Here is a 22,850-nt window from a genome sequence, read left to right on the forward strand (position 1 = left end):
AGGGGCTCCCATGCGTACTGCGCGCTCCGCCATCGGGCGCACGGCCGCCGGTCTGGGCGTCGGCGCTGCGGCCAGCTGTGTCCTGGCTATCACCGACGGCCCGCCGTGGCGGCTGGTCACGCTGGGCGGGACGGGGACGCTGGTGATGCTGGTCCTGGCCGCAGTGGCCGTGACGGCGGGGCTCGTGGAGTCGCGGGCGTTGACCGTCCTGGCCGGGGCGGGTTTCCTGGCCGCGGCCGTGGTGCAGCTGGTGCAGATCGCCTGGACCGGTGCGAACCTGCTCGGGGGCGACGGATCGACGGTGGCCCTGCTGCTCGGCTTCGCCGTGGGACTGCTCGCCCTCGGCCTCACCCCGGCGCCCGACGACCGTGATACTGCCACGTCCGCCACGGGAAGGCATGATCCTGCATGAATGTCGACAGTCTGTTGAAGCCCGTCCTGGCCATCGCCGCCGAACACGCGTCGGCCGTTGATGCCGAGGGCCGATTTCCCACCGAGGCGGTAGCGGCTCTGGGCGCCGCGGGCCTGCTGGGTTTGACCGTGCCCGACGGGGAAGGCGGGCTGGGCGCCGGAGCGCGAGAGTTCGCCCACGTTACGGCCGAGCTGGCTGGCGTGTGCGGGTCGACGGCGATGGTCTACCTGATGCACATGAGTGGCACCATGACCGTAGCGGCCGCGCCGCCGAAGGGGATGCCGTCACTGGTATCGGCTCTCGCGGGAGGCGAGACGCTGGCCACGCTGGCGTTCAGCGAACCCGGGTCCCGCTCGCACTTCTGGGCGCCGGTCTCCCAAGCCGAGCGCAACGGCGGCCCGGATGCGCGGTTCACCGCGGACAAGAGCTGGGTGACCTCCGCCGGACACGCACAGATGTACATCACATCCGTGCTCTCCGCCGACGAGGCCGGCACCGTCGACCTGTACGCCATCGAAGCAGGCGACCCAGGTGTGTCCGTCACCGGGACGTTCCGCGGACTGGGTCTGCGCGGCAACGCTTCCGCGCCGATGCGCTTCGACGTGACCGCCCCCGACCCCACCCGCCTCGGCGAGGCCGGCAGCGGCCTCACCCTGATGACCGAGACGGTCATGCCCTGGTTCAACCTGGGCAACGCCGCCGTCTCCCTCGGCCTGGCCCGCGCTGCCCTGACCGCGGCCGTTCGCCACACCAGCGGCGCCACCCTCCAGCACACCGGCCAGACGCTCGCCGAGCTGCCCACCATCCGCGCCCGCCTGGCCCGGATGTCGCTGCAGCTGGAGGCCGCGGCCGCCTACCTGCGCGCAGCGGCGGACAGCATCGCCGCGCCCGACGAGCAGACGCCGCTGTACGTCCTCGGGGTCAAGGCTCTGGCCAACGACACCGCCCTGACCGTCACCGACGACGCCATGCGGGTGTGCGGCGGCGCCGCGTTCTCCCAGCATCTGGCCGTCGAACGGTTCTTCCGCGACGCCCGGGCCGGTCACGTCATGGCACCCACCGCCGACGTCTTGTACGACTTCTACGGCAAGGCCATCACCGGCCAGCCGGTATTCGGCTGAACCTGGACCGCCCGCACGTGCACATGCCCGGTGAAGGAGGACCGAATGGAACCGCTGGTCGTGGGAGCAGTGGCCTACACCCCCAACGTGGTGCCCATCTGGGAGGGCATCCGCGACTACTACCGCACCGCACCGGTCGAGATGGACTTCGTCCTGTTCTCCAACTACGGCCGCCAGGTCGACGCACTCCTCGCCAAGACCATCGACATCGCCTGGAACACGAACCTGGCCTGGGTCCGCACCGTTCTGCAGAGCGACGGTCACGCCCGGGCACTGGCCATGCGTGACACCGACCTCACCTTCCGCAGCCACCTCGTCTGCCGCGCCGGCGCCGGCCTGCGCGGCCCCGCCGACCTTAGAGGCCGACGCCTCGCCCTCGGCAGCCGCGACTCCGCACAGGCGGCCATCCTGCCCCTGCACTACCTGCGCCGCGAAGGCATCAGCGACGGGGACGTGGAGCTCGTGCGGATCGACAGCGACATCGGGAAACACGGCGACACCGGCCGCAGCGAACTGGACGCCATCCGGGCGGTCCTCGACGGCGACGCCGACGCCGCCGCGATCGGCATCACCACCTGGGAATCGATCGGCCGAGACGAACTCATGCCCGACGCCCTCGAGGCGTTCTGGACCAGCCCCACCTACTGCCACTGCAACTTCACCGCGCTCGACACCCTCGACACCGCCCGCGCCGACGCCTGGACCACACACCTGCTGGCCATGGACTGGAACAACCCCGAGCACCGCCGCATCCTGGAACTGGAAGGCCTCACCCGCTGGGTACGCCCGCAGCTCGACGGCTACACCGACCTCTTCCAAGCGGTCGAGCAACAGGAGATCGCGTCCCGATGGTGATCCTCGACCTCGTCGAGAAGCTCTCCGCCACGGCGGAGGGCGACACCGTCACGCTCCCCATCACCACACCCGCCCAGGCCGCCCTCGCCGCCACCTGGTGCCGGCGCACCGGCAACACCCTCATCACCGCCGACGACACCAGCATCACCATCCGCAGGGGCCGCCCACCCGACCCGATCACCGCCCTGCCCCCGGAGCGCCGCCCCGGAGCACGCCTGTGGCTCTACACCAACTTCGACTGCAACCTCGCCTGCGACTACTGCTGCGCCCGGTCCTCACCACAGACAGCCAGACGAGCCCTGGGCGTGGACAGGGTAAGAGAGATCGCGAAAGCGGCCCCGGCAGCCGGGGTCCTGGAGATCCTGCTGACGGGCGGCGAGCCGTTCATCCTGCCCGACCTCGACGAGATCGTCACCGCATGCACCGCCGCGCTGCCCACCACCCTCCTCACCAACGGCATGCTCTTTCGCGGACACCGGCTCCAAGTCCTCCAGGCCATGCCCCGCGACCGGCTCACCCTGCAGATCAGCCTCGACTCCGCCACCCCCGACCTCCACGACTCCCACCGCGGCAAAGGCACCTGGGCCAAAGCAGTCGCCGGCATCCGTACCGCCCTGGGCGAGGGCTTCACCGTGCGGGTCGCGGCCACCCTCACCACCGACGACCGGCACGAGGAGCACGAACTGCGAACCTTCCTGGACTCTCTCGGAATCACACGCGAGAACCAGGTCGTCCGACCCCTCGCCCACGAAGGCGCCGCGGACGACGGTCTGGAACTCACAGTGCAGACCCTGATCCCCGAAGTGACCATCACCGCCGACGGCGTCTACTGGCACCCGGTCGGCGCCGACGACGACGAACAGCTCGTCACCCCGAACATATTCCCCCTCGACGCCGCCATCGACCTCGTGCGAGAGCAGTACCGCTCCTTCCGGAACACCGCTGATTCCGCGGCCAGAACCTTCCCCTGCGCATGACCCAACACCCCATCCGGCCGCCCGTGTGACCGCCGGAGTACCGGGCCAGAACGGGAAGAGGTCCTGGCCTCGCGGACGAAGCCTCCTTCGTCGGCCAGATCGAGGGGAACGCGACGAGTCTTGAGGCGATGCGCATGCACTCTCGTGGTTCTGGGGCCGCCCGGGGGCCTCCCCCAGAGGACGGGGTCCCGGGCCTGGCCGCACACGCCATACCTACACGGGCGGCAGCCGCCTCCAACTCGCACCAGTGCTCAGACGGACCAGCTGCCCAGCCTCCGCACTGGATGACTTGTGTCTTCCACGGCTGTCTTCAGCCGACGCCACAACACATCCCGCGGTCAACAGCCCAGAACGGATGTCTCTGCCCATATCGCCGGCATCCACACTGCACCAGATGCCCCGTGCTGGCCAAGCAAAGAAGGCTGCACTGCAGCCCTGACACCTGACATGAACACCAGCGCGCTCGGTGGGGATGTGGACACCACCGCGGGGTGAAACCGTCACCCGGAAGCTTGACCGAGTCGGCAACCGTCAGATGCCAGGGCAAGGGGCCCTGTCCAGAGAGTCGAAAGCGCAGACTCGCCGTCCGGGGGTGCGTCCCCGGTCTCTTCAACGACCCAACGGCCTTTGGGTTGTGGCCCGCTGTGCTCCCATCGCTTCCATGGGGGTGTTTTACCGTGACAGGCCTCACTGATACCCGCATCGTGCCAATGTGCGTACCGTGTCCGTGCCATGCCATCCCGGTGGCATCTCACCCCTCTTGAGCAGGGCGCTGCAGCAATGCGGAACACGGGCCCGGCCTTCTCCTCGAACTGGAGAGTGCCGAGAAATGCCTCAACGCCGAGCCCGGGTCATGCCCGGTCCAAACCAGGTCAGGCTTCGGTGAGGGCTGCGGCGCCGAAGGAGACGTTGAAGCGGTCGCACCAGATGCTCACGCTCGAGTAATCGGAGAGGTTGACGCCGGCGGGAACAGCATAGTTCTGATCGCCCTTGTTTCCCTTGAGCTTGCCCAGGCTGAGATACCTACCGTCGTCGAAGACCTGCCATCCGGCCTTGCCTTCCTTTACCGGCGCGTCGGTCAGCCACACATGCAAGTCGGGGCCGTTGCTGGTGTCGAGGTTCTCCAGGCGCAGTGTGTGCGAGCCGTCCGCCAGTCGGACGATCTTCACCGACCCGGTCGTGCTGTGTTCGTGCGTGATCAGCTCACCAGAGGCGATCGTCTGCGGCCCGGCCGGAGCCGTCGGCGGGGCCGAGCTCGCCTCCTGCTGGAACGAGGCTGTAGGCGTGGCGGACGAGGAAGGCAGCGCCTCCCTCACAGTCTCGTTCTGCCAGAGCGTCCACGGCTTGAACCAGTACATACCTGCCGCGACCAAGACCGCCGCTGCCACAGTCATGGCGAGCACCACCGGTCGGCTCGCTCTCCGCACTTCTCCCACGGAGTCCCCCAATCAATCGGATTCCCAGCCGAGACTACTGGCCTTGCATGCCGGGCGTTCGCCTCTCCTGGGAGCTGGGCCTTCAGGGATCGAGGACTCGGACTGACATCGGGGGCCGGCGGCGACGGGTAACAGTCGTTGAAGTCCCTGGGCATCGCGGTCACGGGCGGCCACGCCGCTTACCAGGGCTGGCCAGCGTGGCACCCGCCTGGGCCATGGCCGGCGGAGTCGGCGCCGCACTCGTCATCGGCTGCCTCGCCGGCTTCTACCCGGCCGTCCGAGGAGCCCGCCTGCCGCCGAGCGAGGCACTCGCGGCCTCCTGAGTAGTAACGGTGCCCCCTGCCACGCCTTCCTGGCAGGGGGCACCGGTATCGCGGTGGGAGGCGTTCAGCAGCCCCATTCCTGGTTCATGTCGAGGTCGCCCTGCTTGGCCTGGGTGAAGGAGAACCAGTTGCCCGAGTCGTCACGGAAGATCGCCTCCGTGCCGTAGGGCCGGTCCTGGGGTTCCTGGAGGAACTGCACCCCCCGCGCCTTGAGGGCCTGGTAGTCGCCGTGGATGTCATCGGTGGCGAGGACACCGGCGCCGAGGATCCCCTTGGAGACGAGGGTCTTCATCGCTTCGGCGGACTCGGGGTCCATGGCCGGGGGGCCGGGGACCATGAGCGTCAGCTCCACGTCGGGCTGGTCCTTCGCTCCCACGGTCAGCCAGCGCATGCCGCCCTCACCCATGGTCATGTCCGTGCGGAGTTCCAGGCCGAGCTTCTCGGTGTAGAACTCCTTGGCCCGGTCCTGGTCGAGAACCCAGACGGTGGAGATGGCGAGACCCTTGATCATTTCGTACTCCTGCTTAGTCGAGCGGTTGCCCCATCACCGTAGGCAGAAGCGGGGTCAGGGGGCTTCTTCCGGATTGCGCAGTTCGCCCGCCGCGCCGCCGGGGAACCCGCCGGCCCACAGCATGGCGTAGCAACCCGGGATCAGCGCGGCTCCACGCCCGACATGCCGCGCGCGGTACTCGCTGGGCGAGAGCCCGGTCTGCTGCTTGAACCGGGACGAGAACGTGCCGAGACTGGAGAAGCCGACCAGCCGGCAGATCTCGGTGACCGACAAATTGGCAGTGCTGAGCATCTCCTGCGCCCGGTCGATGCGCCGCCGGGAGAGGTACTGACCGGGAGTCTGTCCGTACGTCGCTTTGAACGCCCGCACGAAGTGATAACGCGAGTACCCCGCGTGTGCCGCGAGAGTGGCGAGGTCGAGAGGGGTGGACCAGTCGCGATCCATCGTGTCTTTCGCCGCCCGCAACTGCCTCAGTCGACCCAGATCCTTCGCCATGCCCCCATGCTGGCACTCGCAGGAGCGTGCGAGCACGACCGACCCCCTTGAGCCGTCCACTCAGACGCCCCCAGTCCATCCTCGATGGAGGAGTCGAAGGCGGCACGCCCGCCTTCCATCACACGAGCTGCGGAGGTGCTGTGGGTGGCTGTGCCGACAGCCACCCACAGCTGACCCGCCGGGCACGGCAGGGTCACGCCCGAGGCGCGGCCCCACTATGCGGCCGACAGGTCACCGGTCCGTACCACCCCGTCTTCTCGGCCTCGGACCGGGGCTTTGGAGGTTCTGCCGGATCAGGCGTTGATGCAGGTGTTGCTGAAAGCCGGGTTCAGCAGCCCGATGACGCTGATGGTGTTGCCACAGGCATTGACGGGGATGTGGATGGGCACCTGGATCAGGTTGTCCGAGCCGACGCCCGGCGAGTAGGCCGCCACGCCCTGTGCCTCTGCATCGGCCGACGCCACCGACGCTCCACCCGCCATGACCATGCCGACCGCCACCGCGAGCCCTCGTCGTACATGCACCATCTCACTTACCTCCTAGGGAATCCCTGGTGCCGGGCGGATGGGTCCGCCGGGCCGGTGGGTGAACGTTGCCGCTCCTTCACTTCTTGCCTTCGCCGCCGCCCGCCTCTCGGCTGGGTGGGCATCGCATGGGTACCTAGAACCTCTACCTCAGGTGGCCCGAAACAGGCAGAAGAGAAAACGGTCAACGCCAGGACGCAGCGGAGATGCAACTGTGCCCCGTCCACCGTGGAGAGGACGGGGCACTCGAGTCCGATAAGCACAGCAGCCAGCTCTGATTAATGGACATCGCCCACGCTACGGCAGCGAACGAGACGGTCTCTGCCGTGTGCTGTGCGTCTATTCATACGGGGCGTCGCTGAAGGTCAGGGCGAGAACGGCTTGGTCGTCATCCTCCGTCGCGGCCGCCCAACGGGTGACGTCCTGTTGCAAGAAGGACACGACGTCTTCGGGCTGCGGAGAAGGAACGTCGCGGAAGCGGTCTGCGAGACGTTCCACGATTGGGTAGAAGACGCCCTGTTCGTCGCGTGCCTCGCTGAGGCCGTCGGTGTGGGCGACGATCACCTGGCCGGGGAGCAGCGGATGCACGGTGGTGTCGGCTGATGTGGTGGACAGGTTGCCGAGGCCCAGTGGCAGGGCGGGTGCGGTGGTCAGCCGGTAGGCGCCATGGGAGCCGACGATGATGGGGGCCGGGTGCCCCCTGTCGACGATGTGCACTTCGCTGCTTCCGGGCGGAATCTGCATGAGGAGGGCAGTGACGAACAGTTCGGTGTCTGTGGTCCCGTTCCCGTCGCTGCCAGGGCCGTTACGGGCGATGCTGAGTTCGAGGCGGTCGGCGAGGGAGGCGAGGTTCTGCCATTCGTGGGCTGAGACGCGGAAGCTGCCCAGAACTGCTGTAACAGTCTGTACCGCGTCGAGGCCTTTGCCTCTGACGTCGCCGATGATGGCTCGTACTCCGAACGGAGTGACGCAGACGTCGTACAGATCGCCCCCGACGAGGGTGCCGCCTTCGCCGGCCGTGTAGAACGCGGCGGCGGTCACCGGTCCGAGTCGACGGGGTGGCGCGCGCAGGACGGTCCGCTGAATGGTCTCGGCAACAGAGTCCGCGCGCACAAGATGTTCTCTGGTGCGACGGAGTTTCACGGACAGCATGGTGCTGGCGACGCCGATGAACAGGGTGGCGCCGTAGAGGGCCACGTGGTGTTGCTCGCCGAGATGGCCCGGGCGAAGCGATGCCATGAGGATCTGGAGACCGAGACAGACTGCGGTGGAGATTGCGGTTGTCCGCGGGCCATGTGTCGCGGCGACCAGAGGTGGGACTCCTGTCAGCATGAAGCTGGCGGGTTCTTGCCCGTGAACGGCCCATTCGGCGAGCAGGACTGCGCCGACTACTGCAAGCGGCAGCCATCGCAGCCATCCCCGGGGCAGTGTCAGCGCGCGCTGCTTCGGCAGAGGGCTACTTTGTGACATAGCTGGCACTGTACGAGTCCCGGCTGTGAAATTCCGGACACGGCATACACAGAGTGTCACATGGGATCCTGCGGAGCGCCGAACGCGGCCTGCCTCGGAACAGGTGCGGGAATCTCGCAGTTTTCGGTGCGCGGGTCGCACGAGACGTCGGCGGCTTCGGGGCCTCAATGGCGGGTGACATCGGCGCCGGGGCCATCGCATTGCCGAAGGCGGGCGGACGGGTCAGCTCCATCCTGGCGGTGACTCGCTGCCTTCGGGTTCGCGGCGGGCTGTGAGGTCCTTGGGTAGCCCGTCCGTATGGAATCCCTGATGCCGGAGGCCAGATGCCGGAGGCAAGTAATGCGAACTGCGCATCATTACGCACGCACGGAGCAGCAGCATGCCCGTCGCGCGGCTGTGGCCGCCCCCCGTCTCGCGGCCACAGCCCCTACCTCCCAGCAACGCTGCTTCGATGCCTGCCCGCACCGGTGAGGGGCCTTCAACATCTCTCGGAATGCACGTTGATCTCGGCGGGGAGGTACCTGCCACGTCTGATACCGCGTAGGTACCTGTTCCTGGAGGCACCGGCAGCGTTTGCCCAGGCCCGAATTGGAACTGGGCGGGATCGGGAAAGCGACTCTGGACCTCGCACCTCGGACAGCCCGCGCCGCCAACCTGTCAAGGTAACGGATGCGGGCGATCAGGTGACAGGGGCCCGGCGCGCGACGCCCTGTGGGCTGCCGCTTATGCGATCCTCGCACCATGCGCGAGACGACTGGCCCGTTGCCCGGGCATCTACGCCTGATCTGGGTGTTCGACGCCGGGGACGACAGTGGTTGCGGCAAGATCTTCTCCGACACCGTCAGTCGCTGCACCTGGACGACCCCGGCCTCCTGGGATATCTCGGGCCGCCTTCAGGTCCGCAGCGCGCTGGGCCAGCAGGCGCAGGCCGTCACCCCGCTCGAGTCGGGGGTGATCTCACGTGACAAGGACGGCCGCGAACGCCTGCGCAGCACCTGCGGCCACCTGCTCCACCTCGACGGATCCGGGAGGGTCCGCATCGACACCCCCGCAGACAAGCAGGAGGCTCCCGTGTCGGGTGTCTTCTTCATCCATGATCCTGAGCGGACGGCGGAGCGCCGCATCGGTCCGCTTCGTTAGCCTGCGTGCTGCGGCCGCCTCGCCTCCACTGCCGGTCATCAGGCTTCTCTAGGACGGTCGCCTGATCTGCACGGCACTTCAGCGGGACATGCTGACGATGATCGTTTTCCCTCCGCTGGGCCTGGGCTCGATGGTGACCTGCCCGGCCAGTTGCAGGACCAGGGGCCACCCGAAGCCCCCGCCCTCTCCGATGAGGTCGGGATCGCGGGCCTTCGGATGGCGGGGGCTGGTGTCCTCCACTGTCACTTGGATGTGGTCTCTGTCGGCCCGCAGTCTCAGCGCGGTGACGCCGCCGGCGTGACGCAGGGAGTTGGTGACGAGTTCGGACACCAGCAGCACAAGGTCTTCGATGAGGGGCTCGGCCGGCCGGGGGTGAAGATCCGCTAGGAAGTTGGTGGCGGCCTCGCGGGCGTGGGCGACCTGCTGGGGCCTGTAGACGTACTCCGTCGGGTCAGCATGGTCCGGAGCCTCGTCCGTGCTCTGCATGTCGTTCACCCCGTGTCAGAGACTGCGCTGTGCGATCGGCTTCTTTTCGCCTCGTCTACCCGCTGTCCGGGAGCCGAAAGGATACGAACGGGTTTCGGTGAGTCCCGGGGTGTAGTCGGGAAAGTGTCTCAGCGTGTCGGGCGCGTCGCGACTGCTGGACGAGCGGCTTGTGGGCCTGGGGCGGGCCGGTGGAGCCGTGCGACGCCCTCAGGTGTGGATGTGGGGGTGGTGATCATGGTCAGGACCGAAGGCTGAGGAGGAGGGCTCTTAGAGGGCGTTAAGTCCGTTTCTGGTAGCGGCCTCGTCCGGGCTGGGTGAGGAAGCCTTGACGGGTGAGGCGTCCGAGGCGGCTGCGGGTGATGTTGACGGATGCCTCGTCGGTGGGCATGCCGAGGAGTTCGTGCAGGTCACGGGCTCGGAAGACCTGGTCGGGGTGCTGGTTGAAGGTATTCACGATGGCCTGGTAGGCGGTGTTCGTCTCGGGCGGATCGGGGTCGCCTCCAGCTGGTGCGAGTTCGGTGATGACCTTCCGGGTGGTGGCCAGGTCCCCGAGTCGCGCTTCGGTCTCGGCGAGGGCGGCGGTCAAGTGCACGATCTGGTCGCGTAGTTCAGAGGCCCGGGCTGTGGTCTCGTCGTGCTGGGCCTGGAGGCCGGCCATGAGCTCGGTGACGTTCACGCGGCCAGCTCGAGGGTGTCGCGCCAGGCCGGACTCGGTGTGGTGAGGCGGCGGCCCATGTTCGCGATCGAGGCCCAGTAGACGCGTGAGGCGGAGGTGTCGGGCCGGTGGTCGTACTCACGGGCGAGGCGGCGGTGCAGCATCAATGTGCCGTTGACCTGCTCCACGATCCACCGCTTGGGCTGCGGAATGAAGCCTTTGCCCTGGTCGGCGGGGTTGCGGCGGACGATCTCGATGTCGATGTCCAGTAGGGCGCCGTGGATGAGGACCTCGTCCTTGAAGCCCTGGTCCACCAGGGCCTTCTCCAGGCGGTTGCCGCACCGCTCGGCGGCCTGGTCGAGCAGGGCGGTGCCGGCGGCGTTGTCATGGGCGGAGGCGGCCAGCACGACGACGCCGATGATCAGCCCCAGGACGTCGACGGCCAGTCCCCGCTTGCGGCCCGACACCTTCTTGTTGGCGTCCAGTCCCGTCGTGGTCTTCGGGACACCGGCGGCCGCGCGGACGGACTGGGTGTCGATGATCACGAGGGACGGGTCCTCTAATCGCCGGGCTCTCTCCCGCACCTGGCAGCGAAGGAGTTCCTGGATGCGCTGGTCGAGGCCGTCCTGGCGCCACAGCGTGAAGTAGTAGAACACCGCTGACCAGGCCGGCAGGTCGTGGGGCAGGTAGCGCCACTGGCAGCCCGTTCGGTTCTGGTAGAAGATCGCGTTCACGACTTCCCGCAGGTCGCAGGCCCCGGGATCACCGGTCGCCGACCGTGCCACCCGGTCCTGCTTCCACGCCGTGATCATCGGCTGGATCAACGCCCACTGCTCGTCCGATAAGTCGCTGGGGTACGGCTTTCTCTCCATGGCTCGCATCTCAGCATGAACATGACCAGCAGGTGGCCGGCGTGGCGATCAGTACCACGATCGAGCGATCACGAACCGAGGAAGATCGGACTTAACGCCCTCTTAGGGAGCTCCTCTGACGGCGGTCAGTAGATGCGGGGTACTCCCGCACTCCCGTCGCCGCGGAGGACCCGCCTCGCCAGGGCCCAGGAGGGGAGCTCGTCAGGATCCTCGCGCATGGGGCCGCCGTCGCTTCCGGGCGGCGATCGTCCGGCCAACAGACCGACCGGAGCTCACGGCGCCAGGGCCCGCACCTTCTGAACCGAGCCGTCCCGGGGAAGCCTGCCGCGACGCCGCAGCTCCTCATCCCGGTGCCAGCGACGATAGGTGCGACGGTGGTTCGATGCACCGCCCGCCCGCGGCCAGGTACCGGGAAACGGGTCCGCCACATCAAGGTCACGACAGCTGAGCAGCTCGAAGACCCGTACATCGTTGCATTGCTCGCTGCGGCAGCTGCCCGTACCGCGTCCGACTAACGGGCCTGGCTCGAGACGGCAGCCGACTCGACGCCGCCCCCGCGACAGTGTAGGGGGATGCGCTGTGTCCGACATCAGGGCATTTGCGTGCTAACTTTGTAGGCGCAGGGACAAGCAAGTCGATAACGAGGCCAGAACAGGGAGGTGAGTTGATGACTGTCATGGAGGCTACTGCTGTGTGCAGTGCCCGCCGGACCATCCTCACGTCCCGGGCCCCGGTCTGACCTGACGTTCCCTCGTTCGAGCCGTATGGTTCGACGGGCTACTGCTCTTCGCTCTCATCGGGGTCCTTCTTCTCAAGGGTCTCTCCGTTGTCTCAACCTTCCTCCTTTCGTGCTCAATCCTGCTCTCTGTCGGACTACGGCTGGGACCAAGCGCGTGAGCACGCCTTCGCAGCCCATCGCGCCGACGGGCTGATCCCGGCCCGGATCGTACGGGCCGAACGCGGCCGGTGCGACGCTGTCACCGAGGGCGGAGTCGTCCGTTCGACGATTCCCGCCACCCTCGATCAGCGTGATCCGCTGGCGGCGCCCAGCACGGGCGACTGGGCCGCACTGCACCCCGCCACCACCGACCACGCGCCAGTACTGCACTCGGTACTCCAGCGGCGGACCACCCTGGTACGTTCCTCCACTTCGCGCACCTCCCACGGCCAGGTCCTGGCCGCCAACGTGGACACGATCGTCGTGACGGTGTCGCTGGCCGCCCCGCTCAAGCACGGCCGAACCGAACGCATGCTCGCCCTGGCCTGGGAGAGCGGCGCCGTGCCGGTAGTGGCCCTCACCAAGGCCGACCAGTGCGCCGACACCCAGCGGGCCGCGGATGAGGTGTCCAAGCTGGCGCCAGGCACGGACGTGCTTGTCACTAGCGCGGTGACCGGGCAGGGCCTGGACACCCTGATAGCGGTCAGCAACGGCACCATCGTGATGCTCGGCCCCTCCGGTGCCGGCAAGTCCACCCTCGGCAACCAGTTGCTGGGCGAGGACCGGCTGGGAACAGGCGCCGTCCGCGACGTGGACGGCAAGGGCCGGCACACGACCACCTGGCGGGAGCTGCTCCCCTTGCCCGGCGGCAAGGTCATACTCGACACCCCCGGACTGCGCGCGATCGGCCTGCACGACGCCCAGAACGGACTGGAACAGACCTTCGCCGAGTTCGAACGCCTAGCACAGGACTGCCGGTTCACCGACTGCTCGCACGAACGCGAACCGGGCTGCGCGGTCCTAGCCGAAATCACCGCCGGTAACGTTCCCCAGCGCCGCTTGGACAGTTACCACCGGCTGCTGAGGGAGAACACCTACGCCGCCTCGCGCACCGACGCGCGATTGCGTGCCGGTCGCGAGGCCACCAAGAAGGACGTCGCCCAACAGCTGCGCGCCACGTACCAGTTCAGGGAGCGCCAGCTGTGAGCCACCTGGATACCATCGCGCAGGCCGCAGCCCCGGCGGCGGAGGTCTTCCTTGCCTTTCACCCCGACCTGCCTGGCCAGGGCCCGGGCTCGGACGCCACCACACGGTGCTTGTGGGATCTGGTGGGACCGCTGCCCGCCAGCCCGCGCGTGCTCGACGCGGGTTGCGGAGCCGACCGCTCCGCCCTGCTTCTGGCCGGGGAAGCCGGTGCGCAGGTGGTGTCGGTCGATCCCCACCAATCCTTCCTGGGCAGCCTCTGCGCAGCAGCAGCACGCAGGGGCTTGGGCGAACACATCGCGCTCCATCCACTGCGCACCCATGCCGAGAACGCGGACGCTGCCCAAGCCGCCAGCTACCGGCTCCACGCACACCAGCCGTTGCCGGAAAGTGGCTGGTGGGATGAGTGCTACAGCCCTCTCGGCCAGCGAATAGCGCAAACAGGCGCGACACAACCCGGCACCGTACAGGCGCTCGCCACCGCGTGCGCAGAGATCGCCATGCGGCACGAACACGGCAACGACTACGCCACCTACCTCCGCTACCCCGACGATGACGTCTCTGGCGCCATCGAGAACGGAACCACCGTGACCACCTGGACCACCCGCCCCGAGACCTCCGAGGACATTGCTGCCGTCCGCCACATCAACCTCGGCGCCTTCCCCACCTCCGGGGAAGCTGACCTCGTCGACGCCCTGCGTACCGATCCCAAGGCGTGGATCGATGGACTGTCCATGGTCACCGAGGCCCCCAACGGCACTCTGGTCGGCCACGCGCTGCTCACACGCTGTCACGTCAGCGGGGAACCGGCCCTCGCCCTGGCCCCGTGCGCGGTGCTGCCCTCAGCCCAGCGCACCGGCGCCGGCTCCGCCGCCATCAACGCCGCCCTGGCCGCCGCCCGGACTATGGGCGAAAACCTTGTCCTCGTCCTCGGGCACGCCGACTACTACCCGAGGTTCGGCTTCACCCCGGCCTCCCGTTACAACATCTGCGCCCCCTTCGACGTGCCAGACGAGGCCATGATGGCCCTGGTACTCGACAACACCCGCCCAGTACCGGCCGGAACCATCCAGTACCCCACCGCGTTCGGTATCTGACCCCACCTGCGGCGCCCCGGGTCTCAAACCCCCGGGGCGCCCCACCGTTTGCCCCGACGGGTCCACTTCCATCCGTGGAAGATGCGAATGATCCGGCGCCGCGACCTCACGCTGCCGTACACGCCCTCTACGACAAGGGCGTCCCGATCCAGGCGATCTCCGAGACGCTCCGGATGGACCGCAAGACGGTACGCCGGTATGCGCATGCGGCCACGCACAAGGAAGCATCGCCGGGCACCAGACGCCGCTACGGCCAGAGCCACGCGCACTCGCCTTGCCTGCACGGACGCGGCACGCCTGCACGCGGAGATCGTCGCAGTGTTCAACGGGCTACAGTCAGCGGGAAACCCTCAGTTGGAGAGCTGCGAGGACCCTCCTCGGAGCGTCGGTAACCGCGCCGGCCGGGGTTCCGACACCTGCACATCGACGCCTGGGGGGGGGCTCGACCGCCGCGCAGAAGGCCGATCAATATCGGCGTGTGCCGTCGTCGACCGCAACGACATCCACGTCGACAAGGTGAGCGACGCATCGGGCCAAGCGGGTCTACAAGGTCAACGACACCGCCGACGTCGCCTGAGGCAACGTCAATACAGCCAACGCCATGTATGCCGTCGGGACCTGTCAATGTTCCCGCAGAATACGGGAGCAACGACAGGACCGCCCTGACGCCCAAGCCGCGCCCAAGCCCGAGGGGTGCTGGCAGCCTGCCTCGGGGGTACCTGCCCACGAACCGGGCAGCGGGCACTGGCGAACACGTGTCCGCAAGATGCCGGTCGGCCGACGCGGGACTAGCCTCGAAGGGTGAGCGCCGTACCGCGGGGACGGGCCTCTAGCAACCGAAACAGCTGCTTGGGCAACGACCGAACCCGCTACCTGCCGCCCTTCGGGGCAAGAACGGCCCAAGGCCCACTGCCCAGGCAGTGCGAGCAGGAACCAGGTCCTGGGAGGTGCGGCGAAGCAACCACCCCGCTCCGCACCATTCCCGAATGCGCGGCAGCGGTTCATGCCTCTCGCCTTTCGGGGGTGGGCGAGACGCCGGAAGGCAAGGGGTATTTCCCATGCAGGCTCAAAGAGCGAAACGTCTCTTCGCTGTCGGCGCGGTCGGCCTCCTCATGGCCGGCGGAGCTGCCCTCGGCACAGCTGGTACAGCGTCGGCCGCGGCCCCGACCCACTCGGTGAGCTACGTCACCGGTGACTGCGGAGACGACGGCTACGACGGGTACGGCGGCGGCTGGTATCACCACAGCGGCTGGGACGACGACGACTACGGCTACGGAGGTCACGGCGGATACGGCCACGACTGGTAACCAACAACAGGCATGTCAGGGCGGTGTGCGGCCTCTACCCCTACCCCCGGGGCACCGCACACCGCCCCGTGAGAGGGCGCGATGGACCCGGCCGGCCACCACGGGCACAATCCGCACCTCGTCAACGCCAAGGGCGTGACGCGCGGACACCCACATACAGCTGCCAGCCTTGTCGTACCCGAACGCTGTCCCGCGATGCGTGGCCCGACTCCCGGGCTCGCGGCACCGGTGTCGGGTCCAGCGCAGGACAACGACCTTGCGGCAACTACCCGGGAGCCGAGCCCTCGTTCCGCCCGCGCGGCGGAACGGGGCTCGTCCCGGAAGCTCGGAATCCGGGACTGGGTTGTGCACCCACCCCTACAACGACTCGGCACTACATCAGTTCTCCCCGCTATCCTCGTGGCGTTGACACGCTCACACCGAGGACCACCACGGGTGATCGGCAGCCGGAAGGATCAGCAAAGGGACCGCAACGCGACAAAGTGTCGGCCGCCGGCGGTCCTCCACTGCTCGCTGGAGAGCCAGCCTGCAGCACTCGCATGGCGTGTCAGAGCCGCGCTGCCGACGGTGGCCCAGGGGAAGAAGCCGTGGCGCATGCCGTGGCCGTCGTGGAGGCGGGCCAGGTGACGGCGATCGATGTCCTCACCGGAGGTCTCCACCAGCAGAAGGCCGTCTTGACGTACCAGGTCGGTGATCCGTCGCAGCAGTTTGACGGGGTCGCCGCCGATGCCGATGTTCCCGTCTAGGAGCAGCGCGGTACCCCACAGGCCTTCAGCGGGGATCGGGTCGAAGACCGACCGGCATAGCGCCCTGCCGCCACGCTCGTTCGTGGCATTGACGGCAGGCAGCGAGATGTCGATGCCGAGTACGCGGTGGCGGCGCTTGGTGAGGGCCTCCACGAGTCTGCCGGGTCCGCATCCGATGTCCAGGACGGGTCCGTGGCAGCGGTGTACCACCGTCATGTCGCAGGGATTAGCCTGGGCGCACCAGCGGCCGATGTCCAGGGGGAAGGACCCATCCGGTGCTGTCGAGCAAGCAGACCTCGCCGTGCCCCGCTCCCAGGGCGCGGGTGTAGCCGGGGCTGTTCCAGTTCTCCGCCGAACCGTCCGTTGTCCGGCTACCGGCTCCCCGATCATCTGCCACAGAGGGTCTCCACAGGGCTCTGCCGTGCCCACGTCTGGGCCGGGCCGTATGAGGTCGGGAGCCCCCATGCCATCGAGGTGACCGCGGCAGGCCGCCGTCCAGCCACGTCGTCTTCAGCAGCCACCCGCCCCTGCTTCAGCAGTGAGGACATGCGGAGTCAGGTGGCCGCGACGTCTGGCGGGGCCGCCCCCAAGCGGCCCCGCCAGACGATCGACGATACGGGTATCACTGCTGGTTCAGCGGCAGGGCGATGTCGGTGACCTGCTGCCCGTTCGGGAACATTCCGCGGCTGGTCGCCTTGCCGGTGAGGGCGTTGATCTCGTACAGGCCGTAGCCGTTGCCGGCGTTGATGGCAGCGAAGCCCTCGTTCGTACCGGACTTGGCGTCGTAGTAGATGTCGAAGCCGGCATCGAGGGCGGCGTCGACGCCGAGGTTGCCGGTGGGCGCCAGGGTGCCGGCGTTGGCCGGGGACTGCAGCGAGATCCGGTCGGCCATCGTGTCCAGATCGAACAGCGTGGTGGCCGTCGCGGCGTTCAGGTCGTTGTTCGTGTAGGCGGCGCCGGTGACGCCCATCGCCGTGGAGGGAGGCATGGTGGGGTTGGTGAGCATTCCGTCGACGGTGGTGGTCAGCGGCGCGGCGTTGTCGTCGATGTTGTGGCGCAGGTTCTGACCGGTGTTGGAGATGACGCGCAGCCGATTGGCGGCCGGGTTGAAGTCGACCCCGAACTGTGCGCCCGACAGTGCGACGGTCAGCTGGGAGACCTTAGTCGCCTTCGCGTTGGTGGTGCTGAGCGTGTAGATGCCGCCCTTGTCGCCGACGCCGTACAGCTTCTCGTTCTGGACACGGAAGTCGATTCCGACGAGCTTGGCGTCGCCCATCAGGCCGGACACCTTGCCGATCGAGTGGGTCTTGGCCGGCTTCTCGACATCGAACTCCACCAGCCGCTGGTCTGCGGTAAGGCCGACCGCGGTCAGCCCGTGGCGCTCCATGGCAGGCCGGGGGCCCGGCGGGGTGTCGGTGTCGAACCCTGCGGCCAGGGCGGGGGCCGCGCAGGCGGCGGCGAGTACGGCGGAGAGAGCGATGACAGTGCTGCGAGTACGCATGATCACCTTTCACATGGGGTGGCTTGTGACCCCGACCAGGGTGGAGGCGGGATCCGCGAGCACTTCGCAGCCGAGCCGGACGTGGACCTGCCCGACGCGGAGAGTCCACCCGAACGGAGCAGGCGGCACGGCAGCGCGCCGGCCAAGGCTCTTGCGTTGGGCACACCTCCTGCCGCACGAGCACCCAACATGTCACTGGGTGATCAATTTCGGGCAGCGTGCGAGGCGGCCGACGGAAAGATCACCATCGGCACTTGCGCAATCCCCGTGTCCCGGACCGTTTACGCATGGGGTCGCAGCCAGTGATCGCGCGGTTCTTCACCGCGATGTTTCGTGCTGAGGGGCGGTGAAGACACTCTCGGTGTGGTTAATGCTCAGCAGCCGAGCAACGCAGTCCGGAACCTCGCGCAGTCGCAGCTGCGTGCCGTGCGCTTTCGCGAGCCGGGCCGCTGACAGCAGGGCTCCCAAACCTGCGCAGTCGCAGAAGGTCAGCTGGGACAGGCACACAGAAGTGTGCTCGTGAGTGCCAACGGCTTGGTGGAGGGCCGCCCTCAGCTCCGGGGCGGTGGCCACGTCCAGCTCGCCGGCGACAGTCACCTCGCAGCTGCCGGGCCCGCAGCGTCGGACCTCGACCCGGAATGTGTCGTACACCGTCCCTCCTCGTGTGCCATGGTGCCTGTGATTCCAGGAAACGCCGCACATGGGCAAGATGTCCAGCGGCCCCAGAACCACACGAGCGAGCCCAAAATCGTAGAAACCCACGAAACCTTTTGGCTTGGTGCCGACGCCGGCGCAAGGAGGTTCATGACGCATGGTGACGGACACTTTCCGCTTCCACCGGCGGCCGGCACGGCGACGCCGCGCAGGTCTGCGTCGCACTCCGGCGTCCTGCCCGGACCACCTGCTGCACGGCGTGGCGAGCGTCCGTCGGCTTCCCGCGCGGACGGATGGGCAGTCCCACTCTTGGCCCTGATGGGTGAGGGCCCGTCGCTCCATCGGCTTCACTTCCGGACTCGAAGCCGATGGCAAGGCGTGATCGCCCCGCCGCTCGGGCAGTGTTGCGGCAGGCGGTAAGGGCGTAGCTCCTCCGTCGTCGGGCTGTGGCAGTGGCAGCCGCCTCTTCTCCTGCCACAGCCCGACCACCCCTCGGTTTGATCAAACGGCCGATATCCGTACCTGCGCGCGCCCTGCAGAGAATCTGCGGTCGCCGGCCTCGGAGGCCGGAGAAGGTTCTCGCGCCTGGATGCTGTTCGCTCAGCACGGCAACGGCCCACGTCATGGTGCGCCGTATGAGCGAAGTTTTCCCCCGCGCGGGGATCGGTACTGGTCACAAGGGGTGAATGAGCTGTGTGGCTCGTTTCCTGCCCGGCGGTCAACGTCGTTGATGGAGTCGTGAGGAACTCAACCGACAGCCCCATACCGGCAAGCCCCACCCCCTGCGACACAGGCGCGGACGCCGCGCCCGGTGTCATAGTCGTCCACTCCCTCACCGCGCTCGACGACACCCTTGTGGTTCGTCTGACCGGCGAGATCGACCACTTCAGCGCAGCCCCCCGCCGGGCGGCGTTGAGCCCTTGGAAGAGGTCGGCGCTGACCTTGTGAGCACCATCCTCGTTGCCGACGACGCAGACACCGGCGACCTTGCCGTAGGTGAGCATGCGGCGCTCGTCGTCGGTCTCGGAGATCTCCGCGTCCAGGCGTTCCAGGACCCGCTGGGCGATGCTGGACGGATGCCCCAGCCAGATCGCCGTCGACAGGATTAGAATGTCGGCGCCCATGATCGCGTCCCGGATCTCAGGCCACGCGTCCCCATCTCCCATGTCGGTCTCCACACCCGGCCGGACGTCATGGTCGACGATCCGGATGATCTCCCCCGTGACGCCGTGCTCGGCGAGAGCGGCCATGGTCTGCTCGGCCAGCAGTTGGGAGCTGGAACGGGCCGGCGAGGGCGTAAGGGTGCAGACAAGCGCGAGGGCGCGCAGCGGGGTGGTTCCGTCAGTGTCCATGATCCTGAACTACCCGCGACTCTCGGTTCCTTACCAGTGGGGCCCCGAGTCCTCCCGTACGGTCTAACGGCACGCGCCCGCGCGATCGGCTCCGCCGCGCACGGATCTGCCTGGACCCATGGCCGCCATCCTGAGCATCAGGTGTCGGCAGCGCAGCGCAGGCCGGGGCCTATTATTGCCGGGCCTGGCCAGCCCCGGCGAGGACAGGACAGGGCCCGGCCAGATCACTGCCTGCGCGCCCCGGCCGGGCTCTGTATGCGTGGCTACCTCGCTACTTAGAAGTCGTCATCGCGCTCGTCGCGCAGGAGGTCTTCCTCGCGGCGCCGCTCCATCCCCTCGGGGCGCCGGTCGCCGCGGGGCGCAGTACCCGGCTCGGGGTGGACCGGGTCCTGACCGGGACGCTGCGGGCGCTCCTGCTCCTCGCGGATCTTGCCCGGCTCTTGGCGCTTGTCCTTCATACCGCCCATAACGGCGACTCCTTGGTGCGTGGGGGTAGCGTGGTTGCTCTCGCTCAAGCTGACACGAGGTATCGCGCTGCGCACTACTTGGGTTGCGGCATGTGGCGGAAGGTTGGTCTCCGACAGTCCCCTACAGGCGGGTCAGGTGTGCAGGAGGCTGTTGCGGCCGTCGTGGCCGTCCGCCTCTTCCTCGTCGAGCCAATGGCCGCCGTCGGCGAGATAGCGGAACTCGTGGCGCTGGTCCACTGGGAGGGTGACCATGACCGCGCGGCTCCCGTCGAGACGCTCGACCAAGGGGTGGGCGCCGGGCCGCCAGTCGTTGAAGTCACCGACCACGCTGACCTCACCGGCCGGATGGCTGGCGGGCAGGACGAACGTGATCTTGGTCTGCTTCTTGCTCCGGATACACTCCAGCATCGACGGTCAGCTCCTTACGGGTGGGGGCAATGGCCTGGCATTCCTGCCCGCTGCGCGAGTTTCGGCAACATGTCGCTCCGCCACCCGCCACGCATGCCACCCAGACGGCGTCACCCATGCGGGGAGGGACACCGGCCTGCGGGCCTTCCGGCGGGCGGGGTTACCGATCAGATGTGCGGCCTGAACGGCTCTGGCCATGACCGCTGTACGGCGAAGGCCCAACCTGGCGTGCGCTTCGCACACCTAATGTCCTGACCATGAGCATGTTTGATCAGTCCTGTCGCATTCGGATCGCCGCGCCCCACGATGAGCCTCCGGTGATCGAGCTCGACGGCCAGGACGTTTCCGCCGCCGTGGAGGTCTACAGGGTCATGCAGGCCCCGGGCGAAGCCCCGGAGGTCACCCTGTACGTGAACACCGAGTGGCAGGGCTTCGGCTTTGAAGGGCTCGCGGAGGTGATGGCGGAGCCGGCGGATCTGCGGCATGTGGTGATCGGGTTCCTTGATGCGGTGGAGTGGCAGAAGCTCGACCAGGCCGTGCTGAACCGCGATGACCTGGACGGCCAGCCTGGGGAGCTGACGCGCGGGCTGTTGGCCCAGCTGCGGGAGTGGGCGGCCAGTGCTTAACGTTCGCGGCATCGCCCGCTTCGCTGATCGGCACATGATGCCGGACAGGGTCCGTGTGACTCGGGCTGGCGGGGAAGAGGTCTTGGACCCGAGCACGGGCGAGCTCGTCCCGGCCGCGCCGCTCGTTGTGTTCGTGGGGAAGGCCGGGCTGTATCCGCAGCAGGAGAAGATCCGCTCCCGGGGCCGGGACGGGGCGTGGGCGGAGGAGGTCCGGGCCGGGTATCGGCTGTTGCTGCCGGTGGAGGCGGCCGAGCTGGAGGATCACGACGAAGTGCTGGTGGTTGAGGCACGCGACGTGCAGGCCGTCGGCCGGACGTACGAGGTGACCACGCTGGGCGAGGTGTCGTCCTTCCCCATGCTGCGGACGGTGTGGCTGGAGCAGCACGACCGGAGCGCATCGTGAGCAGGAAGAAGAGCTCCTTCAATCACCCCGCCGCCTTGGCGGCTGCTCTCGATCAGGGGGCGTTGGTTCTGCGCGGGGAGTCGGAGGCGGCGGTGCGGTTCAGCGCGGCGGCGATCGTCGCTGCGGTCCGGGCCCGGGCTTCCGGGCGCCCGGGCCCGCGGGTGATCACTGGCCAGTACCGGGCATCGTGGCGGTCCGAGGTCCGCGGCGGCGCCCCGGTGTGGGTCGCGGAGGTTGGCACCAGCGCCCCGCAGGCCCGAAGACTGGAGTACGGCTTCGTCGGCACGGACTCGCTCGGTCGCCGGTACGCGCAGCCGCCGTTCCCGCACGCCGGACCTGCCCTTGAGGCGACGGGGCCGACCGTCGTGCGTCTTCTTGGCGTTGCTGTGGAGCATGCCCTGTGAGCGAGCTGTCCGCCGACGTCGAGATAGCCCTGACCGAGGTCCTGGGCGGCCACGAGCGGGGGATCCTCTCCCGGGCTGTGATCGTCGCCGAGATGCTGGATGGGGACGGCGAGCGGGCGTTGTCGATCATCACTACGCCTGGTGTCACCGAATGGGATGCTCTCGGCCTGTGCCGGTACGGCGTCCTGTCGATCGAAGGCCCGGCCGCCGCGCACTTCTCCGGAGGCCCGGAGTGATCGACCGTGCACCCTTCACGGCTGCTGTACGCGCCATGTTGGCGGCGGCCACCGGAAGGCCCTGCGGGCTCGGGGCACTCCCGCTGCTGGACGGGCGACCGGCGCCGCTGCCGTACAGCGTGCTGTACCCACTCGGCGGGCCAGTGAACGGCGCGCCGTTCGCGGATGCTTCCGAGGACGCGTCTCCCGCCTTTCAGGTGACGATCGTCGGCGTCCGGACTGACCAGGTCGAGTGGCTGGGTGACCGAGTGCGCCGTGCGTTCCTTCAGCGCACGGCGGCCGGCGGGTGGGAGTACCCCGTCACCGTTCCCGGCCTGAACGTGTGGGCTCGGGAGCTTCTCGTGGACGAGGGCGTGGACCCCGCGAGCGGGGACGTCGTTACGTGCGTCCAGCGGTACAAGTTCTCTGTGACAGCTTCGGCTTGATGCTGGCAGGGCCCCGGCTTCCAGGA

At 68.2% G+C, this 22,850-nt stretch carries 26 protein-coding genes and 2 pseudogenes; 14 read left to right on the forward strand and 14 right to left on the reverse strand.

Features of this window, described 5'->3' with window-relative positions:
* The first annotated feature begins 10 nt into the window (after positions 1 to 10).
* From ACTVZO_RS13895 to ACTVZO_RS13910, 4 genes are read left to right on the forward strand one after another with little or no spacing between them, the layout of a single operon-like run.
* Positions 11 to 412 (forward strand): Rv1678 family membrane protein, encoded by a 402-nt coding sequence (locus tag ACTVZO_RS13895; protein ID WP_443298681.1) that lies wholly within the window; start codon positions 11 to 13, stop codon positions 410 to 412.
* Positions 409 to 1,533 (forward strand): Rv1679 family acyl-CoA dehydrogenase, encoded by a 1,125-nt coding sequence (gene fadE16 / locus ACTVZO_RS13900; protein ID WP_443298682.1) that lies wholly within the window; start codon positions 409 to 411, stop codon positions 1,531 to 1,533. The genes ACTVZO_RS13895 and fadE16 overlap by 4 nt, the downstream gene beginning before the upstream one ends.
* A gap of 45 nt (positions 1,534 to 1,578) precedes the next feature.
* Complete coding sequence (locus ACTVZO_RS13905) at positions 1,579 to 2,388, forward strand: Rv1680 family SBP-like protein (protein WP_443298683.1); 810 nt, start codon at positions 1,579 to 1,581, stop codon at positions 2,386 to 2,388.
* Entirely contained in the window at positions 2,382 to 3,365 is a 984-nt protein-coding gene (locus ACTVZO_RS13910) for an Rv1681 family radical SAM protein (RefSeq protein ID WP_443298684.1), read from the forward strand. The genes ACTVZO_RS13905 and ACTVZO_RS13910 overlap by 7 nt, the downstream gene beginning before the upstream one ends.
* 872 nt (positions 3,366 to 4,237) lie before the next feature.
* Here the strand turns inward: ACTVZO_RS13910 and ACTVZO_RS13915 are convergent.
* Positions 4,238 to 4,759 (reverse strand): DM13 domain-containing protein, encoded by a 522-nt coding sequence (locus tag ACTVZO_RS13915; protein ID WP_443298685.1) that lies wholly within the window; start codon positions 4,757 to 4,759, stop codon positions 4,238 to 4,240.
* A gap of 189 nt (positions 4,760 to 4,948) precedes the next feature.
* Here ACTVZO_RS13915 and ACTVZO_RS13920 point away from each other — a divergent pair.
* A pseudogene (locus tag ACTVZO_RS13920) lies at positions 4,949 to 5,124 on the forward strand (ABC transporter permease); the annotation flags it as partial.
* 64 nt (positions 5,125 to 5,188) lie between these two features.
* Here the strand turns inward: ACTVZO_RS13920 and ACTVZO_RS13925 are convergent.
* The 4 genes from ACTVZO_RS13925 to ACTVZO_RS13940 form a co-directional block, all read right to left on the reverse strand.
* Entirely contained in the window at positions 5,189 to 5,635 is a 447-nt protein-coding gene (locus tag ACTVZO_RS13925) for a VOC family protein (RefSeq protein WP_443298686.1), read from the reverse strand.
* 54 nt (positions 5,636 to 5,689) lie between these two features.
* A complete protein-coding gene (locus ACTVZO_RS13930; protein ID WP_443298687.1) occupies positions 5,690 to 6,130 on the reverse strand; it encodes a helix-turn-helix transcriptional regulator in 441 nt (146 codons plus the stop codon).
* A 293-nt stretch (positions 6,131 to 6,423) separates the two neighbouring features.
* Positions 6,424 to 6,657, reverse strand: coding sequence for a chaplin (locus tag ACTVZO_RS13935; protein ID WP_443298688.1), 234 nt, complete (start codon positions 6,655 to 6,657; stop codon positions 6,424 to 6,426).
* Positions 6,658 to 6,993: 336 nt separating this feature from the next.
* Positions 6,994 to 8,124: a PP2C family protein-serine/threonine phosphatase gene (locus ACTVZO_RS13940; protein WP_443298689.1), complete on the reverse strand. Its 1,131-nt coding sequence runs from the start codon at positions 8,122 to 8,124 to the stop codon at positions 6,994 to 6,996.
* Between the two features lie 741 nt (positions 8,125 to 8,865).
* Between ACTVZO_RS13940 and ACTVZO_RS13945 the strand changes: the two genes are divergently transcribed.
* Positions 8,866 to 9,264 (forward strand): hypothetical protein, encoded by a 399-nt coding sequence (locus ACTVZO_RS13945; protein WP_443298690.1) that lies wholly within the window; start codon positions 8,866 to 8,868, stop codon positions 9,262 to 9,264.
* A 78-nt stretch (positions 9,265 to 9,342) separates the two neighbouring features.
* On the opposite strand, the gene ACTVZO_RS13950 is transcribed toward ACTVZO_RS13945, so the two are convergent.
* From ACTVZO_RS13950 to ACTVZO_RS13960, 3 genes are all read right to left on the reverse strand, one after another.
* Positions 9,343 to 9,750: an ATP-binding protein gene (locus ACTVZO_RS13950; RefSeq protein WP_443298691.1), complete on the reverse strand. Its 408-nt coding sequence runs from the start codon at positions 9,748 to 9,750 to the stop codon at positions 9,343 to 9,345.
* A 277-nt stretch (positions 9,751 to 10,027) separates the two neighbouring features.
* Positions 10,028 to 10,426, reverse strand: coding sequence for a hypothetical protein (locus tag ACTVZO_RS13955; protein WP_443298644.1), 399 nt, complete (start codon positions 10,424 to 10,426; stop codon positions 10,028 to 10,030).
* Entirely contained in the window at positions 10,423 to 11,277 is an 855-nt protein-coding gene (locus ACTVZO_RS13960; RefSeq protein ID WP_443298645.1) for an IS5 family transposase, read from the reverse strand. Before ACTVZO_RS13960 ends, ACTVZO_RS13955 begins: the two co-directional genes overlap by 4 nt.
* 826 nt (positions 11,278 to 12,103) lie before the next feature.
* Between ACTVZO_RS13960 and rsgA the strand changes: the two genes are divergently transcribed.
* From rsgA to ACTVZO_RS13975, 3 genes are all read left to right on the forward strand, one after another.
* Complete coding sequence (gene rsgA, locus ACTVZO_RS13965) at positions 12,104 to 13,201, forward strand: ribosome small subunit-dependent GTPase A (protein ID WP_443298692.1); 1,098 nt, start codon at positions 12,104 to 12,106, stop codon at positions 13,199 to 13,201.
* The gene (locus ACTVZO_RS13970; protein WP_443298693.1) at positions 13,198 to 14,295 is read left to right on the forward strand and encodes a GNAT family N-acetyltransferase; all 1,098 of its coding nucleotides are present in this window, start codon (positions 13,198 to 13,200) and stop codon (positions 14,293 to 14,295) included. The genes rsgA and ACTVZO_RS13970 overlap by 4 nt, the downstream gene beginning before the upstream one ends.
* Positions 14,296 to 15,353: 1,058 nt before the next feature.
* On the forward strand, positions 15,354 to 15,602 hold the full coding sequence (locus ACTVZO_RS13975; RefSeq protein WP_443298694.1) for a hypothetical protein: 249 nt from the start codon (positions 15,354 to 15,356) through the stop codon (positions 15,600 to 15,602).
* Between the two features lie 455 nt (positions 15,603 to 16,057).
* Here the strand turns inward: ACTVZO_RS13975 and ACTVZO_RS13980 are convergent, their stop codons facing one another.
* The 6 genes and pseudogenes from ACTVZO_RS13980 to ACTVZO_RS14005 all read right to left on the reverse strand — a co-directional run bounded on the left by ACTVZO_RS13980 (position 16,058) and on the right by ACTVZO_RS14005 (position 20,730).
* A complete protein-coding gene (locus tag ACTVZO_RS13980) occupies positions 16,058 to 16,501 on the reverse strand; it encodes an SAM-dependent methyltransferase (RefSeq protein WP_443298695.1) in 444 nt (147 codons plus the stop codon).
* Positions 16,502 to 16,970: 469 nt separating this feature from the next.
* Positions 16,971 to 17,849, reverse strand: coding sequence for a DUF4394 domain-containing protein (locus ACTVZO_RS13985; protein ID WP_443298696.1), 879 nt, complete (start codon positions 17,847 to 17,849; stop codon positions 16,971 to 16,973).
* A gap of 318 nt (positions 17,850 to 18,167) precedes the next feature.
* A complete protein-coding gene (locus ACTVZO_RS13990; RefSeq protein WP_443303166.1) occupies positions 18,168 to 18,845 on the reverse strand; it encodes an STAS domain-containing protein in 678 nt (225 codons plus the stop codon).
* A gap of 569 nt (positions 18,846 to 19,414) precedes the next feature.
* Positions 19,415 to 19,855 (reverse strand): annotated as a pseudogene (locus ACTVZO_RS13995) (flavodoxin family protein); the annotation flags it as partial.
* Between the two features lie 275 nt (positions 19,856 to 20,130).
* The gene (locus tag ACTVZO_RS14000) at positions 20,131 to 20,322 is read right to left on the reverse strand and encodes a hypothetical protein (protein ID WP_443298697.1); all 192 of its coding nucleotides are present in this window, start codon (positions 20,320 to 20,322) and stop codon (positions 20,131 to 20,133) included.
* A 132-nt stretch (positions 20,323 to 20,454) separates the two neighbouring features.
* Positions 20,455 to 20,730 carry an isoamylase early set domain-containing protein gene (locus tag ACTVZO_RS14005; protein ID WP_443298698.1) on the reverse strand — a complete coding sequence of 92 codons (276 nt, stop codon included), beginning with the start codon at positions 20,728 to 20,730 and terminating at the stop codon, positions 20,455 to 20,457.
* Positions 20,731 to 21,047: 317 nt separating this feature from the next.
* Here ACTVZO_RS14005 and ACTVZO_RS14010 point away from each other — a divergent pair, with 317 nt between their 5' ends.
* The 5 genes from ACTVZO_RS14010 to ACTVZO_RS14030 are packed head-to-tail and all read left to right on the forward strand — an operon-like array spanning position 21,048 to position 22,824.
* Positions 21,048 to 21,356, forward strand: coding sequence for a hypothetical protein (locus tag ACTVZO_RS14010; RefSeq protein WP_443298699.1), 309 nt, complete (start codon positions 21,048 to 21,050; stop codon positions 21,354 to 21,356).
* Positions 21,349 to 21,759 (forward strand): DUF6093 family protein, encoded by a 411-nt coding sequence (locus ACTVZO_RS14015; protein WP_443298700.1) that lies wholly within the window; start codon positions 21,349 to 21,351, stop codon positions 21,757 to 21,759. Before ACTVZO_RS14010 ends, ACTVZO_RS14015 begins: the two co-directional genes overlap by 8 nt.
* Positions 21,756 to 22,163, forward strand: coding sequence for a hypothetical protein (locus ACTVZO_RS14020; RefSeq protein WP_443298701.1), 408 nt, complete (start codon positions 21,756 to 21,758; stop codon positions 22,161 to 22,163). Before ACTVZO_RS14015 ends, ACTVZO_RS14020 begins: the two co-directional genes overlap by 4 nt.
* A complete protein-coding gene (locus tag ACTVZO_RS14025) occupies positions 22,160 to 22,399 on the forward strand; it encodes a hypothetical protein (protein ID WP_443298702.1) in 240 nt (79 codons plus the stop codon). Before ACTVZO_RS14020 ends, ACTVZO_RS14025 begins: the two co-directional genes overlap by 4 nt.
* Entirely contained in the window at positions 22,396 to 22,824 is a 429-nt protein-coding gene (locus tag ACTVZO_RS14030) for a hypothetical protein (protein ID WP_443298703.1), read from the forward strand. Before ACTVZO_RS14025 ends, ACTVZO_RS14030 begins: the two co-directional genes overlap by 4 nt.
* Positions 22,825 to 22,850 lie beyond the last annotated feature (26 nt).

Origin of the sequence: Streptomyces sp. IBSNAI002 (assembly GCF_052244475.1) — a bacterium.
Classification (GTDB): Bacteria; Actinomycetota; Actinomycetes; order Streptomycetales; family Streptomycetaceae; genus Streptomyces.

Bases quoted from the DNA above. Each gene is read 5' to 3' on its own strand.
- ACTVZO_RS13895 (WP_443298681.1), top strand. From the start codon at position 11: ATGCGTACTGCGCGCTCCGCCATCGGGCGCACGGCCGCCGGTCTGGGC.
- fadE16 (WP_443298682.1), top strand. From the start codon at position 409: ATGAATGTCGACAGTCTGTTGAAGCCCGTCCTGGCCATCGCCGCCGAA.
- ACTVZO_RS13905 (WP_443298683.1), top strand. From the start codon at position 1,579: ATGGAACCGCTGGTCGTGGGAGCAGTGGCCTACACCCCCAACGTGGTG.
- ACTVZO_RS13910 (WP_443298684.1), top strand. From the start codon at position 2,382: ATGGTGATCCTCGACCTCGTCGAGAAGCTCTCCGCCACGGCGGAGGGC.
- ACTVZO_RS13915 (WP_443298685.1), bottom strand. From the start codon at position 4,759: ATGACTGTGGCAGCGGCGGTCTTGGTCGCGGCAGGTATGTACTGGTTC.
- ACTVZO_RS13925 (WP_443298686.1), bottom strand. From the start codon at position 5,635: ATGATCAAGGGTCTCGCCATCTCCACCGTCTGGGTTCTCGACCAGGAC.
- ACTVZO_RS13930 (WP_443298687.1), bottom strand. From the start codon at position 6,130: ATGGCGAAGGATCTGGGTCGACTGAGGCAGTTGCGGGCGGCGAAAGAC.
- ACTVZO_RS13935 (WP_443298688.1), bottom strand. From the start codon at position 6,657: ATGGTGCATGTACGACGAGGGCTCGCGGTGGCGGTCGGCATGGTCATG.
- ACTVZO_RS13940 (WP_443298689.1), bottom strand. From the start codon at position 8,124: ATGTCACAAAGTAGCCCTCTGCCGAAGCAGCGCGCGCTGACACTGCCC.
- ACTVZO_RS13945 (WP_443298690.1), top strand. From the start codon at position 8,866: ATGCGCGAGACGACTGGCCCGTTGCCCGGGCATCTACGCCTGATCTGG.
- ACTVZO_RS13950 (WP_443298691.1), bottom strand. From the start codon at position 9,750: ATGCAGAGCACGGACGAGGCTCCGGACCATGCTGACCCGACGGAGTAC.
- ACTVZO_RS13960 (WP_443298645.1), bottom strand. From the start codon at position 11,277: ATGGAGAGAAAGCCGTACCCCAGCGACTTATCGGACGAGCAGTGGGCG.
- ACTVZO_RS13975 (WP_443298694.1), top strand. From the start codon at position 15,354: ATGCAGGCTCAAAGAGCGAAACGTCTCTTCGCTGTCGGCGCGGTCGGC.
- ACTVZO_RS13985 (WP_443298696.1), bottom strand. From the start codon at position 17,849: ATGCGTACTCGCAGCACTGTCATCGCTCTCTCCGCCGTACTCGCCGCC.
- ACTVZO_RS13990 (WP_443303166.1), bottom strand. From the start codon at position 18,845: ATGGAGCGACGGGCCCTCACCCATCAGGGCCAAGAGTGGGACTGCCCA.
- ACTVZO_RS14000 (WP_443298697.1), bottom strand. From the start codon at position 20,322: ATGGGCGGTATGAAGGACAAGCGCCAAGAGCCGGGCAAGATCCGCGAG.
- ACTVZO_RS14005 (WP_443298698.1), bottom strand. From the start codon at position 20,730: ATGCTGGAGTGTATCCGGAGCAAGAAGCAGACCAAGATCACGTTCGTC.